An 18575-nucleotide genomic window follows, 5' to 3' on the forward strand; every position below is an offset into this window, starting at 1 on the left:
TTCCCTGCTTGCTCCTAATATCAGTCTAATCGTATGTAACTACTATATACAGGAAGACTATTTATTTCAACGCCGAGGCCATCTTATTCCGCTATAAAAGGCATAATGACTCTCCATGCCTCGATGCGATCCTCGAGCGTTCGCATATGCTTCGTTGGTATCGGGCTGGAAGAATGCAGCTTAATGAGCGCCACGTCGCGGAAGCTCTCATGGCCTCCGTAGTATTTGCGAAACGTGTCGTAAGCCTTCGTCCCGTTGAAGCCAATACAGCGAAGCTCTGGATAATCGGCGATCAGTTCCGGAAAACGGTTAGGCACTTCTTCCTTGATATTCACATCGAGACTGCCTTCCCTCACGCAAGATTCGATCACATCCCATACGGCAAGCTTATGCTCCTGCAGAAAGTGAAGCCGGTTCTCATAGATCGGATCAGGAGCCCCGGCATCGAATAGACCGTATACAATGCGCCAAAAGTAATTTTGCGGGTGACCATAAAATTGCCCGTGCTCCAGCGACTTCACGCTCGGAGCCGTCCCCGCGATGAGGACGCGGGCGCGCCCGTCGATGACTGGCGGAAATGAATGTATGCGCATCGTTACATCGCCATCCTTCTCTAACCTAGTTTATAAAACGTACCATAGTTAAGCAGCTCCAGCTAGCCGTAAATGGTTTAGTTATCCACAGAGTTATCAACAATCGGTGCACAATATGTTGAGAACTGTGGGTAAGTTGATTTCCACTGAATTGGAACGGTGTACTTTTGGTGTTTGAGTGGATTTTGTGCAGCCAAAAGGCTAAAAACGAGACGATATCAGATTTTGATTGGATTTGGTACAGTCAAACGGATGGAGGAACCCCATGAGGGCTAAAAATACCGGATTTGACTGTATGTTTTCCACTCTAAGTCGCTTAACAGGCGATTATAATCGTTTAGACTGTATGCAATACAGGGAAACGTCATATCAGTAAGGTCGGGTGCTTAAGAACTCCACTCTCATACATTCTAGAGGTATAAGTCAGGTTATAAAAAAGACGTTTCCCGCTCTATCATTAGCGGAAAACGTCCTATTCAACCGTTAAATGTTACTTGGCAGGAATCTTAATCTTCTGGCCTGGGTAGATGAGATTCGGGTTAGACAGCTTATTGTAGCTCGCCAGCTTCTGCCACGTTGTACCGTGATTGATCGCAATCCAGTACAGCGTGTCGCCGCTCTTCACGATGTACGTGACGTCTAGTGCAGGCTTAGGTGTTTCTGGCTTCGGCTGTTCAGGTTTCGGTTGTTCTGGCTTCGGCTGTTCTGGTGTAGTGGACGTTGTCGCAGCTTTCAAGTCGAGCTTGAACTCGGCATAGCCGTCTTCCGTCGTAGCCGTGTACGCGAGCCATTTGAGCGCTTCGTCCATCGACTTCGCATCCGGAGAAGTCTTGTACGTCACGTTGACCTTGTCATTAATCGGTGCAAGCGACCAGTTGCCGTCGGCGGACGGGTTGATTGTTTTGTTCGAGCGAATGTAGTCAATTACGACTTGGCGGTTCTCGTCCGGGGAAGCGAGAATGATCCTTTTGCCATCCGGATTAGCGAACTTGCTCGACGAAGCGCGGTAGTTGTTAGATGCCACGACGAACTTCTGGTCCGCCTTGATCGGCTTGCCCTCGAATTGCAATCCGACAATACGGCTTGACCCCTCATTCTTAAGCGTGCCGTTCGCCTCGTATTTCGCAGGCTTCGTTACGTCGATCTGATAAGTAATGCCGTCAATTACATCGAAGTTGTAGGTCGGGAAGTCGTAATTAACCAAGTCCTGCTTCGCCGTGCTGGCCGGATCGATCTGATTGAATTGCCCTGCCGACCACTCCAGCCATTCCTTGATTTCTGCACCTGTTACGAGTACCGCATTAACGGTATTGGAGTATAGATACAAGTCCGCTACGTTCTTAATCGCGATATCGCCTTTGGCGATGTTCGTATAATAGTTTGGTCCTTGGCGGCCGCCGGCCTTGAATGGCGCACCTGCCGACAGTACCGGGATATTTTCATATTCTGTTCCTTGAAGCTGCTTCTCGACATACCACTTCTGCGCGTTCGTTACGATCTGAATCGATGGATCGTCCTGTACGAGGGCGAACCAGCTATTGATCGGAGCCGTCGTCTGACCGACCGGACCGCGAATATAATCAAGCGTATGCTGATGATCGTCCTTCACAGCTTCTACGATCGCAGGATCGGCATCGACAAGCGGCGTTTTGTTAACCGTATCGAAGATCGGCTTCACGGACGACTTGGAATCGGCAACGAACCACTTGCCATCCTTCTGCTGGAGCGTCAGGTCGATAATACCAAGGTTGTTGCCCCAGAAGCCGGGCTCAACGGCGGCTACCCCGTTAATCGTGCCTTTCGTCAGATCAACGCCTGTCTTCCCTTCGAATGACTTGTCCGGGAATACTTTGTGCGCATGGCCGAACAGAATGGCATCAATACCGCTAACCTTGCTCAAATAGAGAACGGAGTTTTCCATGAGCGGCGTTTGAGGAATATCCTCAAAGCCCGAATGCGGAATGGCGATAACGATATCCGCGCCCTTGGCTTTCATCTCCGGAACATATTTGTTCGCAGTGGCTACGATATCTTTCACTACTACTTTATCTTCGAGATGGGCTTTGTCCCATTGCGTAATTTGCGGCGGCACGAAGCCGATGACGCCAACCTTAAGCGTATGCGCCGCTCCAGCGCTGTCTTTCACTTCTTTGTCGAGCAACAGATAAGGGGTGAACAGGTTCTTGTCGTTCGTCTCGTCGGCGTCCCCGTCGTAGACATAGATGTTGGAGTTCACATAAGGGAAGTCCGCGCCTGCAAGCGCTGTGTTCAAGAAGTCGAGGCCGTAGTTGAATTCGTGGTTGCCGAGATTGCCCGCATCATAATCAAGCAAATTCATCGCTTTGTATACGGGATGCGTCTCTCCTTGCTGCAAAGGGTCGATGGTGGCGATGTAATCGCCGAGCGGATTGCCTTGAATCAGGTCGCCATTGTCGAACAGCAGGCTATTCGGCGACTCTTGGCGAGTTTGCTTGATGAGCGTGGCCGTCTTCGCAAGCCCGTACTCATCCGTTGACTTGTCGGAGAAGTAGTCATAATTCATGACATTGACATGAATGTCCGACGTCTCCATGATCCGCAGTTGAACCGTCGTTTCTCCGTCCGCCTCGGCCGCTACCGAATAAGGAAGCGACACCAGACTGAAGGAAATGACGGCGAACAGCGTTCGCTTCCACTTCGATTGATACAATTGCATTCCCTTCACTCCTTGTCCAATAATTCGCTAAAGGCCTGCGACGTACGCAAGCCTTGAAGCTTCTTTATATACAAAAGCCATGTTGCAGCTCATGATGGACAATCTATAATCTCTTCGAACCATATAATAATTTAAAAATTCTGAATTGTCACTCTCATTTACCAACTCTTAGGAATCGACAAAATTTCGCTCCGTTAAGCCCGCTTGCGCATCCTCAGCTTCAATCGGTTGGACACCAGCTCGACGCTGAACACCATCATGAAGATAACTAATCCAACGAACAACGCTTCGTCAAAATGGTAGCTGCGCATCGCATGCGTCAGCTCAAAGCCGATCCCGCCTGCGCCAACGGCTCCTAATATGGTAGATTCGGCAAGATCGCCTTCGAAGCGCATGACGCACCATGCCAGCAGCGCGGACAACGCGCATGGCAATACGCCCTGCAGTACGATCTGCAGCCAGCTTGCGCCCGTTGAGCGCATCGCTTCAATGACGCCTTCATCTACCTCCTCCAGCGATTGGGAGAACACTTTAATGAGACCGCCGATTGCATGCACCATGATCGCAAGCACGCCTGGCAAGGGACCCATACCGACCGCGACGATAAAGATAAGCGCCCAAATCAATGTCGGAATCGCTCGAAGGAGCGAAGCAAAGCTGCGAATAAACCAGCTTAGGACTCGGTTAGGAGTAATATTGTCGGCAGCTAGGAATGCCAGGAAAAACGCGACAATAATGCCGATTACCGTTCCTAGAATGGCTACTTGGATCGATTCCACCGCCGCCAGCAGCACATGCTTCCACTGCGAGGCATCCGGCGGGAACATAAGCCCGGCCGTCTTCGTAAACTTCGCAATACCCGGCAGAATGCGGCTGTAATCAAGTTGTAATTGGATAAGGCTGAACACGAAAAATGCCGCACCGAACCATCCATACCATCGGAGCGGATTGCTCCGTCTACGCCGCTCGCCGTTTGCGCGCAGCGTCCCGTTCTTAGGCGCTTGCTCTGAGTGTGCCGCTGTAGCCATTAGATGATCCGCTCCCTAATCCGATTTGTCAAAAACTCAGTTGCCAGTACAATCGCCAGCACGAGCAGCACCGCCATGCTGACCTCCTTGTACTGGAATAGCTTTAGTCCCGACTGTATCGTGAAACCAAGGCCGCCTCCGCCTACCATGCCGACAATAGTCGATGCGCGAACATTAATCTCCAGATTGAATAACGACCATCCAATAAGGCTTGGCAGAAATTGCGGCAGCACCGCTTGCGTAATGACTTGCGGGTAGCTTGCTCCAGTCGAGCGGAGCGCCTCCACTTGACCCATATCGATCTCCTCAAGCGATTCCGCGAAGCAGCGGACAAGCATGCCGATAGAAACGATAATAAGCGACATCGTTCCGACAAGCTTGCCAAGCCCGAAGGAAGCAACAAGCAGAATCGTCCATATGATAACCGGTATGTTGCGAAGCATTGCGGAAGCTGCCCGCATGCCCACTTGCAGCACCGGATGCGGCGATGTCGTAGCCGCGGCAAAAATAGACAGCACACTGGCGATGAGCGTGCCAATAACCATAGCAACGAAACTCATATAAATCGTGTCCAGAGCCGGGCCGATCAGGCTCGGCAGCTCCGCCGTCTTCGGCGGCATCAGATCGACGAACAGGAATCTCGCCCCGTCACCGATTCCGCTCCATAGCGCATTAGGCGTAAAGTTCGTCCCGATTGCCGACCAAACCGTTAATGCCGCAAGAAAGGCAAGGAATAGGATAAGCTGATTCCGCTTGCCGCGGCGAACTCTCTGCAGCTGTTCAGCTTTCATCATTACGCCGTCTCCTTCTTGAGGGCGCGAGCCAACCTAGCGTCAGCTTCCGAAATATCGCTTGCTTTATCGTTATGCTGATTATAGATAAAGTCGATCATCTCATCCGTCAGCTGTTCAGGCGTACCGTCGAACACCTTCGTACCTTTATAGATGCCGATAATGCGCGTCGCATACTTTTTGGCGACATCGACTTGATGCAGATTGCACAAGCAAGCAATGCCGTCCTCCTTGCAGAACGTATAAAGACTGTTCATTACAATTTCCGATGAAGCCGGATCTAGACTTGCTATAGGCTCATCTGCCAATATAAGCTGCGGCTTCTGCGCCAGCGCCCTGGCAATGCCTACCCGCTGCTGCTGTCCGCCGCTAAGCTCATCGGCGCGCTTATGGACCTGCTCGCCCAGCCCAACGCGCTGCAGCAGACGGGTCGCCTCCGCAACGTCCGGCTTCGTGAACAGACCAAACGCACCGCGCCACGCGCTCATATAACCGAGTCTGCCGTGAAGAACATTGGTGAGCACCGACAATCGCTCGACAAGATTGAAGCCTTGGAAGATCATCCCCATGCTTCGACGAATTTCGCGCAGCTTTCTTCCGCTTACGCCGGTCGTGTTCGTTCCTTGGAACAGCACCTTGCCCGACGTCGGCTGGACCATCTGGTTCAAACAGCGAAGCAGCGTGCTCTTGCCCGCTCCGCTCGGTCCGATGACGACGATGAATTCACCTGCCTCCACCGATAAGTCAATACCGTTCAGCGCTGCCGTTCCATCTGCATATACCTTCTTCAAGTTCTCAACCTGCAGCAATGTCATTTCCATTGTCCTCCGCTTCATCACTCATTTATATTCGCGCGCTTGTTGTTAGCGCTATTACGTTTTACTTACTTCAACATCTCTTCCGGCGACATATTCAGCAGCTTAGCTACTTCGCGAACGCCGTCGAAATCCGATTCCTCACCCGGGAAGAAGCCAGCTACACCCAGCGCTTTGAAGTACTCAGGATTTTTTTCGGCATAGCCGAGTGCGAATTCACGGATTTTTTCGACAAGATCCGTTGGGAGATCGCCGCGGTATGAAAGAGCGCCGCCGCCCTTAATCGGCTCGGATTCACCAATGACGCGCACGTCCTCTGCCTTAATCAATCCGGCGTCAGCAATCATCTTGATGCACTGGCTGCATGTGGCAGCGCCGTCGGCATCGCCATTAGCAATCGCAAGCAACGACTTATCATGACCGCCGGAGAACGATACATTGCTAAAGAACGTGTCGACCTCTTCGTTCGTAATGCCCAATTCCTTCATAATCGTAGCTCGCGGATACAAATGGCCCGTCGTGGACGCCGGATCGGCGAACAAGAAGCTCTTGCCTTTCAAATCGGCGATCGTCTGAGCCGGCGAGTCTTTCGGAACGATAATAACGCTCGTTCCTTCCGATCCTGGTCCATTGCTCATTTCCGCGAGAAGCTTCGCTCCGCTTCTCTCAGTCGCGATAATATATCCGAAAGGGCCATACGTCGTGACGTCGATTTTTTTGGAACGCATCGCTTCGATCATCATGTTGTAATCTTCGCCCTCGAACGTTTCTACTTTAATATTCAAATATTCGCCAAGATCCTTCGCGAATTGATCTGCGTTACGGGAAGCTTCACCGTCTTCCATTGGAAGACTGCCGATTCGCAGCACGTCCGGCCATTCCGTTTCAACCGCCGTCTCCGCTTCGCTGTTGCTGCTATTGCTGCCATTTCCACCGTTGCCGCTGTTTACTTCAGCAGAGTTGTTGTTAGCATTCTGTCCGCAGCCAGCGAGCACCACCATTAACGCAGTAATCACTAGTGCAATCGGTAATCCCATCTTCTTCAGCACAGTACATCCTCCTAATTTGTCGCGGGCGCTATTTTAGCATTCCTCGCATCTTCTCTCACGCTTTCTCCACTGTGGTACACAACTAGGATACAAGTTGAATGTCAATGCAATGTTCGAAAAGTGTCAATGGAATGTTTACGTTATTTTGAGAATTTGTTAATTTCGAAATCGTGTTGCGAAGACGAAAGATGGACTGTTAAGATGATGTTAATCCGTTCTAGAGAACTATGAATTCGAGAGGAATATGCGCCATGGCATCGCAATCGCTTGTGAATACGGCCTATACGAAATTAAGAGAAAGAATCGTCGGTGGCAACCTTATGCCCGGCACACTGTTGTCAGAGAATGAGCTTGCAGAGGAATTGCAGATGAGCCGAACGCCGGTCCGCAACGCCATTACCCACTTGGAATCGGAAGGGTTCGTCGTCGCTCTTAAAAATCGAGGCGTGCTGGTGAAGGAAGTAAGCGGCAAGGAATTGCTCGATATGTACGAGGCCATCTTGGCGCTCGTCGTCTATGCCATTGATGTTCGAAGCGAGAGGGACAATCATATTCCGATGGAGCTGTTGAAGGAGTATTTGGATCGACAATTCGATGCGGAGCAAGCGGGCGATTATTATACCTATATCAACAACTCCATGCTGTTCATGCGGACGCTCGTATCGTCCATCAACAATACCGCCATGACGTCGCAGCTCGATATGTACGTGGACAAAATTACGATGGCCTCTTACATTAACTTCAAGCTTACGCCGCATGTTAAGCACTATTCCGCCAATCAGCTGAACAAGTCGATTTACGACGCGTTGCTTGCCGGCGACGAAGAGCAAGCCCGCAAGCTGGCAAAAGGAGCTTTCATTTATGCTCGCAGCCGAATGTTCGATCGAGGTCAATTCTAATAAAATGATCAATAAAAAGGACCGGCATGCCTCGTTAATCGAAGCGTCCCGGTCCTTCTCCTGTTATCCATTTTACCGTCTCGTTCGCTCCCCATTCATTGCCTTTATTTTTCTGGAAAAAGGAATAGAAATAACGAGAAGAAGCTGCTCACGGATACAAGGATCCATGGCAGCTTCTTAATAAATATATGATTCATTCGTTATTTAATGAAGCCAAGCAGCATTTCGCGGATCACTTTCGCCGCAACGATCTGCGTCTGTTCCGTAGGGTCGTAAGCGGGAGCCACCTCGACAAGGTCACAACCAACGACGTTCACGCCGGAACGAGCGATTGCATGAACCGCCTCGATCAATTCCTTCGACGTAATGCCGCCCGCTTCCGCCGTACCTGTACCAGGAGCAGCCGATGGGTCAAGCACGTCGATATCGATCGTCAGGTATACCGGACGGCCAGCCAGCTCAGGAAGCACCTTCTTCAGCGGCTCAAGCACCTCGAACGGGTGGAAGTTGATGTTCTCGCGGGCATACTGCCACTCTTCACGGGAACCGGAACGGATGCCGAATTGGTAAATGTTATTGCCGCCCATAAGCGTTGCCGCTTTGCGAAGCGGCGTCGAGTGGGACAAAGGCTCGCCTTCGTACGACTCGCGAAGATCGGCGTGCGCATCGAAGTGGATAATCGCCAGATCCGGATATTTCTTGTATACCTCTTGGAAAATCGGCCACGATACGAGATGCTCGCCGCCAAGTCCAACCGGCATTTTGTCGTCGGCTAACACGCCGCGTACAAATTCACCGATAACTTCAAGACTGCGCGCTGCGTTGCCGAATGGCAGCAGCAGGTCGCCTGCGTCGAAGTAAGTAATGTCTTCCAAGCTGCGGTCGAGATACGGGCTGTATTCCTCAAGTCCGATCGACACCTCGCGGATGCGCGGAGGGCCGAAGCGCGAGCCAGGACGGAAGCTAACCGTGAAGTCCATCGGCATGCCGTAGATGACCGCCTTGGAGGCTTCATAGTCCTCCGAGCTCAAAATGAATACGTTGCCGGAATATTTTTGATCTAATTTCATGAGTGTAATCCTTTCTAAGCTGCAGTCGTACAGCCGTTCGCTTACTTAATAAGGTCTTCCACAAACTTCGGCAATACGAATGCCGCTTTGTGCAAGCGCGGTGTGTAATATTTCGTATCGATCTCTGGTATCGACGCCTCATCCACTTGAAGCGGATCATATTTCTTGCTGCCCATCGTGAATGTCCACAGACCGCTCGGGTAAGTCGGAATGTTAGCGCCATATACGCGCACGATCGGGAATACTTCCTTCACGTCCTTGTTCACGCTTTGAATCAGGTCTGCCTTGAACCAAGGATTGTCTGTCTGTGCCACGAAGATACCGTCTTCCTTGAGCGCGTCGTAGATGCCTTGGTAGAAGCCGCGTGTGAACAAGTTCGCAGCAGGGCCGACAGGCTCAGTGGAATCGACCATAATAACGTCGTACGTGTTTTTGTGATCGTGAATATGCATGAAGCCGTCGTTCACAAGCACTTCGACACGCGGGTTGTCGAGCTCGCCTGCGATCGTCGGCAAATACTTTTTGGAGTATTCGATAACTTTGCCGTCAATGTCAACGAGAACTGCCTTTTTCACTTGCGGGTGTTTCATCACTTCACGGATAACGCCGCCGTCACCGCCGCCGACTACAAGAACATACTCCGGATTCGGATGCGTGTAGAGGATAGGATGTGCGACCATTTCGTGATATACGAACTCGTCCTTCACCGTCGTCATGACCATACCGTCAAGTACAAGCATCGTGCCGAACTCTTCGGTTTCGATCATATCAAGCTGTTGAAAGTCCGTTTGTTCGGTTACGTACGTTTTCGTAATCTTCGCCGTAATGCCGAAGCTTTCGGTTTGTTTTTCTGTATACCACAACTCCATCGTGATGAATCCCTTCTTTCCTTCAATAGTTCACACTGTATTATATGCAAATTATCCAATCACTACAAGTATTCCTTACAGTGCTTTTTTATAAGGTTTTTCGAACTTTTCTTTCTATGTAAAGATGCTAATAACTATATAAATACCTTGTTAGATTAGTAATTGCATTGCATCTGCTTTGAAAATAATACCAAATGGCAAAAAAACGTTCCCGGCTTATATAGAGGAACGTTCATTATGACTTTCCTTATTGTCCTTTGAATTCACTCGGACTTTTGCCGCTGTACTTTTTGAATACCTTAGAAAAGTAAGCACGATCCGAAAACCCGATCGTATACGCGACATTCTCAACTGTCTCATGCTCTTGCTTCAGCATGGCGATCGCGAGATTGATCTTATACTGGTTGACATAGTCCGTGAAATTCACGCCCGCTAGCCGTTTAAAGAACCTAGAAAAGTAGCTTGTATTCAGGTGTAAATGTTCCGCCATATCGAAGGAGGTAACCATTCGGTCGGCATGCTCCTCTAAATATAAATCAATGGCTTGCAGTCGAACATCCTTCTCGCTTCCTGCTGACGATCTGTTGAACTGCTGTCCGAGAATATTACGCAGCTCCCGCTTCGTCAACCGTGCCGCTTCGTCTGCAGCAAACGCATGACTCAGGAGTACGTAGAAGCCTTCTTCGACTTCGGCATTCGTCTCATACGCGGTTTTACGCACTAGGTCTGCCAATCGTTCCTTCACCGAACGCGGGGACAGCTGTTCAGCCGCCGCCTGCTGGATCAAACCGTTGACCGCTAGATCGAATAAAGACTTATTGCCTTCGGAAAAGCCCAGCGATAACAGCGAGCTCTCCTTGTCCCCTCTTCCTTCGGAAGGCTGCCTGAAGCAGACCGGCGTTTCCGGTGCCGCGATAAAGGCTGCCGGAACGTAGAAGCCATTGTCACGGCGGCTCATTAAGGAATGATACGAAGCACCCATCTGATGAAATGGATAAGCATCCCTGCTGTACACGCCGCGAAGCTCTACCTTCAAATACTGGTGGGTCTTCTCTCGGACCTTCGTCAGATAAGCATGGAGTGAATCATCCAACCCGCCTATCTCCTGGACGTTTGAAATGACATAGAGATCCGATCCTTTGCTCGGCAACACCGTTATGGCCACACCCTCGGATAGCTCGGCAGCGATATTGGCAACAGCGAAATAAATAAGCGAAAGATCCTGATGCCGATAGCGTTCTATAGCACTCGCTGCGTCGATATGCAAGAAAGCGTGTTGGAAATATGGCAGCTTCCAGGAGATGCCGAGCCGTTCCCCGAACATCAGCAACTCCTTCTCGCTGCTGCCGGCCAGTAATTGCTTAAGGAAGCTTTGTTTCAACGCTTCCTTATGCCGCGTCATATCCTGCTGCAGCGTATACCGATCCAGCAGTTCGCGGCGGCTTCTGATGCGGCGCATTGCTTTGTCCAGACTGGTCGCAAGTTGTCCGGCCGACAACTCGTCCTTGATGATATAATCGTCCGCGTCCAGTTGAAAGGCTCGCTTCGAGTATTGGAAATCCTCATAGCAGGTCAGAAACAACAGTCTCACCTCCGGATTAATAACCCGGAAAGCTTCGGCCAGTTCAAGCCCATCCATGCCCGGCATGCCAATGTCGGTCACGACGATATCCGGCTCCGTGAATCTGAATTGCTCCAGCGCTTGCTCGCTCGCAGATGCTGAGGCTACGAGCACCAGACCCAGATTAGACTCGGCCAGCAGCCGGCCGACGTATTCCAGCATCGGAACGTCATCGTCAATTAGCATGATCTTCATCATGGCGCTCCGCCTCCTTTCTGTTCTGCACAGGAATCTGCAGGGTGAAGCTCATGCCTCCGTTCTCGCCTTCGGCAGCCGTCAAGCGGGCACGATGGCCGTAAAGTACCCGCAATCTCCGTGCTGTGTTGACAAGACCTACGCTTTTCTCCTGCGCAGGCATGTTGGACTCCGCAGCCAGCAGCCGTTGATTCAGACTCGTGATCGCCTCTTCCGGCATCCCTCGCCCGTTATCACGAATCTCAATTTCGGCCATCCGGTCTGCTAAGCGGACAGACAACGATATGACCGGCCATTCAGGACGAGCCGAGAAGCCATGAATGATAGCATTCTCCACAATCGGCTGCAGCAGGAGCCGCGGCAGAGACAGATGCGACAAACCTTCGTCCAGCGTGACATCGAAACGAATGTCGAGTCGGTTTCGAATCTGCATCACATGAATGTAGCTATCCAAAATTTTGACTTCCTCGGCAAGTTCCAATGGTGCATCTACCCTTACGTACGCGCGTAATAACTTCATTAATGAATCGATCATTCCGCCATGGGCTTCGTCGCCTGCCATCAGAAGGTTGACTTTGATCGAATTAAGCGTATTGAGCAAAAAGTGGGGCCGAATCTGTGCCGCCAGAGCTTGCAGCTCCAATAGACGCTTCTCCTCTTGTTCATTCTCCATTCGCCGAAGCAGTTCATCCATCTCATCGAGAATTTGGTTGAAGGCTGCGGACGATACTGCTACTTCGTCCTTGCCTTTCACAGGAATTCGTACGGCCCGATTGCCGCCGACATACTGTTTGACGCTTGACCTTAGCAGACTGATCGGCTTGTTAATCTGCCTAGCCCAGAGCATGGAGAGAATCAGGAAAAACAGAAAGAAAACGCCGACGAGAGAGATGGAGACGAAGAACTCCCGATTGATCTGTCCAACCACTGATCGCTGCGGCATGTGGCTCTCCAACTTCCAGCCGACTCTCGGGAGGACCGTTTCGCTTGTCAGCATGCTTCCTGATGATACCGATTTACTGCCATCATGCCTCGCAATTGGCATGCCTGCGCGATCAGACAGCGTAATGGAGACGTCCGGGTTGCCCGTATCCAACAGACCGCGGAAATAGTCGATGGGGATCCCAACGAAGAGAGTTGCCAGCCTCTCGCGATCAAGGGGATCGACGATAAAACGCGCCGCATAATACGTAACTGGCAAGGCTTCGTCATCACCGTCTGCGAACCAATGAAGCTCGGTCGTCTCCTTGGCGTCAAGCTTGCTGAGCTCTTCCAGAAGTCGGGCAGGCAACATAGCAAAGACGGGCCTGCTCTGGTTGGACATGATGACACGGTCATGACTGTTAACCAGAAGAATCTCAAGATTAACGTCAAACGATTGAATGGAAAGGATGCTCGCCATCGCTTTCAGCTTCGCTTGATGCGCATAGGTCTCGTAATTCGCAAAGCTCTCCGCATCCTTCAAGCCACGCAGCCCTGCGAGCACATCGGAATCGTAAGATTGAGAGAAATAGACCGACGCAAAGGAAATGCCGTCGATCGTTTTCTCCATTTGATTGGCAATGACATTCAGCGTCTCTTGATTGGAGAGGGCAATCTTGTCGCTTACATTACGCCCTACGGAAGAGTAGGACCAGAAGGTGACGGCGATGAACGGCAGCAGGATAAAGATAATGAAAGAGAACTGCAGTCTGCGATAGAAAGAAAATCGACTCATCCAATCCAAGCTGACATCCATCCTCGCGCTGATTTTTCGTTATTTTCTATTATATCTTATCGCTGCCGCTACCCGATCAACTTTTATTTCTGGTTCGCTTGGACGACTTTCTCGACTTCTGCAGTCATTTCCTTCTGTACATCCTCGAAGCTGCGCTCGTCCAGCATGTAGCTGGCGAAGCCGTTCTCGACGATCTTCTTCAACTCGCTTCCATAAGGGACGCTGAAGCTGTCAGGCATCTTATTGCGTGGATCGAACAACGTCTTCGCCAGGGAGTCGATATCGATCAGATTCTTGTTTTCACTAAAGAATGTATTGAGCAATGCCGTGCCGTCCACGTTCTTGATGTTCGGTATTTCCTGCGTATATTTGTAGGACTCCATCGTCATCCAACGCATAAAATCAAAGGCTGCCTCTTTGTTTTCCGACTTGGCGCCCATTGCAAGACCGCCGCTGGAAATATTCGTCATGCCCACATCCTTAGCATCCACCGAACGCGGCAGCGGTGCGTACACCATTTGGAAGTCATGCGGGAACTTCTCCAGGTTCAGACCGGCCCGAACTGCGTAGCTCGGAACAGCCAACATGCTTGCGTTGCCGGCAAAGAATTGCTGCAGCACATGATAATTAGCAGCCAATACGTCGGCATATGGTTCAACGCTCTTGTCTTCCTTCTCCATCGCACGGCGCAGATTAAAGAAGTAATTGAAAGAGGGGTCATCAAAGATCGGTTTCAGATCGTTGCTCAACTGCGGATTGGAGCGCTCGGTATAGGCTACGATATTCGGGTATTCACCCCAAGTGTGGAAATAGGTGCCATAGTGATCAGCGGTGGTCAGCTTCTTGGCGTAAGTACGGAAGTCATCCCAGGTCCAGCCCATCTCCGGCAGCGCAAGCCCCGCTTCTTCCAGGTGTTCGCGGTTGAAGACCGTGAACCACTGCGTGATGCTGTTCATCAGACCGTAGACCTTCTGATCCATCTTGAGCACTTTGAAGTATTCATCTTCGGCTTTAATTCCCTCTGCCTCTAAATAGCTGTCAAGCGGTTCTACCACGCCGCGGGACGCGCGCTCCATAAGCGTCTCCTCGTTCCCCGTCATAAAGACGTCTACGACTTCGCCGCCCGCGATCAGCACGTCAAGCTTGCTCAAAAACTCTACGCTGTCGCTGTTCTGCACGAGCGACACGTATTCAACCTCCACCTTATCTTGCGATTTGTTGTACGCCTCGACTGCCTGGAAGGTCGGTTCCTCCGGTTTGTTGGCTTTAAAGGTATAGAATTTGATTTTGGACTTCGCTGCCGGCTCGGCCGACTCCGTCGCCGCTGTTGCCGTACCCGCTGAAGCGGATGGGCTGACTGCCTGATTGCTGCCGTTGTTACCTCCGCATGCTACAAGCGGTACCATAATCATCAAACTGATAAGCAAACCTAATGCTTTCTTCAAGTTGAATCCCCCTATTAGATGGTCACTGCAGGCTCATTATATAATGGCTAGAATCGGAATACCGTGTATCGTATTGCATCTTGTGCGTGGATATTTTTGACTTCATGCACGTGCTTCACAGGCAGGCAAACCGGCTCGCGGCAGGTCGCTGTAGATCACCCGTTCCTCGTCAGCCCTTGACTCCGCCGATGGCAATCCCGTTGATGACCTGTTTCTGCAACAGCAGGAATAGCGCTAGCAGAGGAACGATCGCCGACAAGGAAGCCATCATCATGACAGAAATTCGGGTGCCGAACTCCTCCTTAAAGAACTGCATTCCTAGCGGGATCGTGAACAGGTCGTTCGAATAAAGGAAGATAAGCGGACCCTGGTAGTCGTTCCATGTCCAGATAAACTTGATGATGCCCACGGTCGCCAGAATAGGCTGACTTAGCGGAAGGACGACGCTCCAGAAGACGCGAAAGAATCCAGCGCCGTCCAGTTCAGCGGCCTCTAGCATATCGCTATGGATGCCAAGCATGAACTGACGCAGCAGAAACGTAAAGTAGCTGGAGAACAGTCCGAGCAAGATAAGTGAGGTATGTGTGTCGTACAGCCCCATCTCTTTAATCATAATATAGCGCGGAACGAGGGTCGCCTGCTCAGGAATCATCATAAATGCCATCATCAGACTAAACAGCAAGCCCTTTCCTTTAAAATTCAATTTGGCGAGCGCATAGCCGGCCATCGAACAAACCAGAATCGTACCGAGCGTAGACAGAATGCTGATCTTCAAGGAATTCATATAAAACAAGCTAAAAGACACATCCCCCATCCAGACCGCTTTGAAGTTCTGGACAAAGTTCCATTGGTCCGGAATCCATTGAATCGGAAACGTCCAGACGTCCAGTTCCGTCTTAGAGGCGGCTGACAGCATCCAGAACAGCGGCAATAGAAAAAATAAGGAAAGCGCGGCGAAGAGCAGCGTTAACAATAGGTTGCTTAGTTGTACTTTTTTCATCATCACAGCGGGCCTCCATTAAGTCTCAATAGGGTCAAGCGTGGACCTTCTTGCTTTGCGACATCCAAGTTATCGAAGTGACGAGGAGAATGAGCAGGAACAGCACCCAAGACATTGCTGAAGCATAACCCATTCTGAAATTTTTGAAGCCTTCCTCGTAAATTTGATACACGATGACCGTACTGGAGTGAACGGGACCGCCGCCCGTCAAGAACTTAATCATGTCGAACACCTTGAAAGAAGAAATTGTGCTCGTTATCGCCAAGAAGAAGGTTGTCGGCGCTAGCAGCGGCAGGGTGATCAGTCTGAACTGCTGGTTGCCATTCGCGCCGTCAATTTTCGCAGCCTCGTACAGCTCATCCGGTATATTCGTCATGCCAGCCAAGAAGATAATGATCTGATACCCGATCAGTTGCCAAATATAAATAATCATGATCGCAATCAGCGAGAAGCTTGTATCGACAAGCCATCGCGGTGGATCTGATAGGCCAAGCTGTACAAGAAACTGGTTCAGCGGTCCCTTCGACGGGTGATACAGTGCCGACCAGACAGCTGCGATCGCGACTGTGGAACAGATATAAGGTACGAAAAAAGCAACTTTGAAAAAACTCTTGGCATATAGCTTCTTATGAATCAGCGCAGCCATAACAACGCCCAGCAGCATCGTTATCGGTACTGTACCGAGTGCGAACAGTAAATTATTTTTCAGGGCTCGAAGGAATAAATGGTCTCGGAACAGCGCAATGAAATTTTCTAAACCTACATAATGAATGGCAGACAGACCGCCGACCAGATTCCATTCGGTCAGGCTTAAGAACAGGCTGAATCCGAGTGGAAACACAGCCAGCAAAAGCATGCCGAGTGCCTCAGGTGCAATGAAAAGCCAACCGGCAAGCGTCTCACGGCGCTTGCGGTTCCAATAGGTTCTCGGGGGTACGGATGCCGCTATTCGAGGTTCGGCTTGTTCGTTCATCGTTTGGATACTCCCTTCCTTTCGTTAAGTACAAGCAAATGTAATCGTGACAGCATTTCAAAACAGCTCAAGTTTCGGCTTAAGCATTGGAAGATGAGGCCGCCTCAGCCGGAAACGCTGGCAGAAAAGCACCTTCTTCACGCAGACGATCTCTCAGAACACTTACGTCAACCGCATGAACATCCCCCTGATTACCCGAGACTGCAAGCGCTGCTGCCAAACCGGCTGCCTCGCCCATCGCCAGACATACAGGCATGACACGCACACTGCCAAGAACCTTACGCTCGCAGGAGATGGAACGACCGGCTACGAGCACGTTTCGCAGTCCGCGTGGCGTGAGACAACGGTAGGGAATGCCGTGCGATTCGCCCGGACCGTACAGTTCAATGCTAGGCGTATTGCCACTCTTCTGTTCTTTCTCGGTACCGTGCACGTCGATGAAATAGCTATTGCGGCAGATCTCATCCTCGAAGCTTCTGCGTTCAACGTAATCTTCTACCGTGAGGACATAGTCACCGGTAATGCGGCGTGATTCGCGAGTGCCCATTAACGTCCCCGTACTCATAATGTAGGCGTTGCTGAAGCCAGCCGGATGCTCGACAGCCAGCATGTCCCGGTAAGCCGCTGCCATGCGCCGGCCTTGAATCAGCGCACGGGAAACCGATTGCGAATCCGTGTTGTCAACGCCCCAGAGATGGCCGGCATTGAATCCGACCGCGCGAGGCGCGACGAGGTTGTTGCATATATGAGTATCCGGGATCAACGGATAATTTCCCGATCTGACTACTTCGTGAATCGGGCTACGCGGGTTGCCTGCGTAGAGAAGCTGTCCATTCAAATAGGCATACTCATCCACATTGCCAAGGATGAAGCAATGCGTGGCAGGCTGAAGATCGCCCGTCATCTCGTCTCCCTTGTGGTACTCGGCGCCCGCCCAGGCCGCAACATCGCCGTCGCCTGTGCAATCTATATAGACCGCCGCACGGAATGCCTGCAATCCACTCTTGTTCAACACGACCAGCTCCGTGATATTGCCTTCCGCATCCGTCTCCACTTGCGCGAGCGAGGTCAGGAATAGTACGTCTGCACCTGCCTCTGTGACGAGATCGTCATACACAACTTTGAGCTTCTCTGGGTCGATCGGAACCCAGTCCATCGCTTCCGGCCTGACATGAGGCATCTGAGCCTTCAAGGTCTCGAAGACGCGGGCGGCAAGGCCCCGGTATACCAACTTCTCCTTATCGGAGAATGGGCACCAAGCCGGAACAAGGCCGGAAGTGCCCATGCCGCCAAGGCTGCCCGTGCCTTCAATCAACAACGTGCGCGCGCCTTCGCGAGCAGCGGCTGTCGCAGCGGTACAGCCTGCCGGCCCGCCACCGACGACGATGACGTCATAGGACTCGTCTAGCGATATTTCTCTTTGTTTCATTAAATAACTCTTCATGTATATCATCCTCTTTTCGGCCTGCGCATCCCTGTTCACATGAATCGCACCGCATGGTTACTTGCTATATTTTTATTGTAGCAACCGAGTTCCTTCATGACGGTATAGGTTTCATACGTGTTTTCGTGTATTATTTTGACCTTGCCTACGAGGGACAGGTGGATGGAAGCGTGCTGACACAACAAATAAACCAGGCTGTCACTGTTTTCAGTGTGCAGCACTGGTTGGAGCATCTGACAAATATTTATACGAATACGTACGGTGTGTGAATAGGGGGCTCACCCTTTTTCCATACTAAGGAAAAGCGAAGCTTTTCGCTGAAGGGAGTACGCTTACGTGACTAAGACTTCCAAACGACCGATCAAGCCTCG

The 18575-nt window shown here is 51.0% G+C and carries 15 protein-coding genes; 1 reads left to right on the forward strand and 14 read right to left on the reverse strand.

The window, feature by feature from the left end; genetic code table 11:
- Nucleotides 1-83 precede the first annotated feature (83 nt).
- From V8F51_RS20320 to V8F51_RS20345, 6 genes are all read right to left on the reverse strand, one after another.
- Complete coding sequence (locus tag V8F51_RS20320; protein ID WP_337102252.1) at nt 84-593, reverse strand: DNA-deoxyinosine glycosylase; 510 nt, start codon at nt 591-593, stop codon at nt 84-86.
- Between the two features lie 490 nt (nt 594-1083).
- Nucleotides 1084-3288, reverse strand: coding sequence for a bifunctional 2',3'-cyclic-nucleotide 2'-phosphodiesterase/3'-nucleotidase (locus V8F51_RS20325; RefSeq protein WP_337102253.1), 2205 nt, complete (start codon nt 3286-3288; stop codon nt 1084-1086).
- 194 nt (nt 3289-3482) lie between these two features.
- Nucleotides 3483-4316, reverse strand: coding sequence for a phosphonate ABC transporter, permease protein PhnE (phnE, locus tag V8F51_RS20330; RefSeq protein WP_337102254.1), 834 nt, complete (start codon nt 4314-4316; stop codon nt 3483-3485).
- Nucleotides 4316-5110, reverse strand: a complete 795-nt coding sequence (phnE, locus tag V8F51_RS20335; RefSeq protein WP_337102255.1) for a phosphonate ABC transporter, permease protein PhnE — start codon at nt 5108-5110, stop codon at nt 4316-4318. The genes phnE (V8F51_RS20330) and phnE (V8F51_RS20335) overlap by 1 nt, the downstream gene beginning before the upstream one ends.
- Nucleotides 5110-5922 (reverse strand): phosphonate ABC transporter ATP-binding protein, encoded by an 813-nt coding sequence (gene phnC / locus V8F51_RS20340; protein WP_337102256.1) that lies wholly within the window; start codon nt 5920-5922, stop codon nt 5110-5112. The genes phnE (V8F51_RS20335) and phnC overlap by 1 nt, the downstream gene beginning before the upstream one ends.
- 68 nt (nt 5923-5990) lie before the next feature.
- Nucleotides 5991-6971: a phosphate/phosphite/phosphonate ABC transporter substrate-binding protein gene (locus tag V8F51_RS20345; protein WP_337102257.1), complete on the reverse strand. Its 981-nt coding sequence runs from the start codon at nt 6969-6971 to the stop codon at nt 5991-5993.
- 251 nt (nt 6972-7222) lie between these two features.
- Here V8F51_RS20345 and V8F51_RS20350 point away from each other — a divergent pair, with 251 nt between their 5' ends.
- Nucleotides 7223-7870 (forward strand): GntR family transcriptional regulator, encoded by a 648-nt coding sequence (locus tag V8F51_RS20350; protein WP_337102258.1) that lies wholly within the window; start codon nt 7223-7225, stop codon nt 7868-7870.
- 200 nt (nt 7871-8070) lie between these two features.
- Here the strand turns inward: V8F51_RS20350 and speB are convergent, their stop codons facing one another.
- The 8 genes from speB to V8F51_RS20390 form a co-directional block, all read right to left on the reverse strand.
- On the reverse strand, nt 8071-8940 hold the full coding sequence (gene speB / locus V8F51_RS20355) for an agmatinase (RefSeq protein WP_337102259.1): 870 nt from the start codon (nt 8938-8940) through the stop codon (nt 8071-8073).
- A 41-nt stretch (nt 8941-8981) separates the two neighbouring features.
- Nucleotides 8982-9809 carry a polyamine aminopropyltransferase gene (speE, locus tag V8F51_RS20360; RefSeq protein WP_337102260.1) on the reverse strand — a complete coding sequence of 276 codons (828 nt, stop codon included), beginning with the start codon at nt 9807-9809 and terminating at the stop codon, nt 8982-8984.
- Nucleotides 9810-10056: 247 nt separating this feature from the next.
- Nucleotides 10057-11628 (reverse strand): response regulator transcription factor, encoded by a 1572-nt coding sequence (locus V8F51_RS20365; protein WP_337102261.1) that lies wholly within the window; start codon nt 11626-11628, stop codon nt 10057-10059.
- Entirely contained in the window at nt 11606-13363 is a 1758-nt protein-coding gene (locus V8F51_RS20370; RefSeq protein WP_337102262.1) for a sensor histidine kinase, read from the reverse strand. Before V8F51_RS20370 ends, V8F51_RS20365 begins: the two co-directional genes overlap by 23 nt.
- A gap of 62 nt (nt 13364-13425) precedes the next feature.
- Nucleotides 13426-14787, reverse strand: coding sequence for an ABC transporter substrate-binding protein (locus V8F51_RS20375; protein WP_337102263.1), 1362 nt, complete (start codon nt 14785-14787; stop codon nt 13426-13428).
- A gap of 169 nt (nt 14788-14956) precedes the next feature.
- Nucleotides 14957-15793 carry a carbohydrate ABC transporter permease gene (locus V8F51_RS20380; protein WP_442956466.1) on the reverse strand — a complete coding sequence of 279 codons (837 nt, stop codon included), beginning with the start codon at nt 15791-15793 and terminating at the stop codon, nt 14957-14959.
- Nucleotides 15794-15821: 28 nt separating this feature from the next.
- On the reverse strand, nt 15822-16760 hold the full coding sequence (locus tag V8F51_RS20385) for a carbohydrate ABC transporter permease (protein ID WP_337102265.1): 939 nt from the start codon (nt 16758-16760) through the stop codon (nt 15822-15824).
- A gap of 79 nt (nt 16761-16839) precedes the next feature.
- Complete coding sequence (locus V8F51_RS20390; RefSeq protein WP_337102266.1) at nt 16840-18204, reverse strand: FAD-dependent oxidoreductase; 1365 nt, start codon at nt 18202-18204, stop codon at nt 16840-16842.
- Between the last annotated feature and the right edge of the window lie 371 nt (nt 18205-18575).

It is taken from the genome of Paenibacillus sp. YIM B09110 (genome assembly GCF_037167145.1).
GTDB lineage: Bacteria > Bacillota > Bacilli > Paenibacillales > Paenibacillaceae > Pristimantibacillus.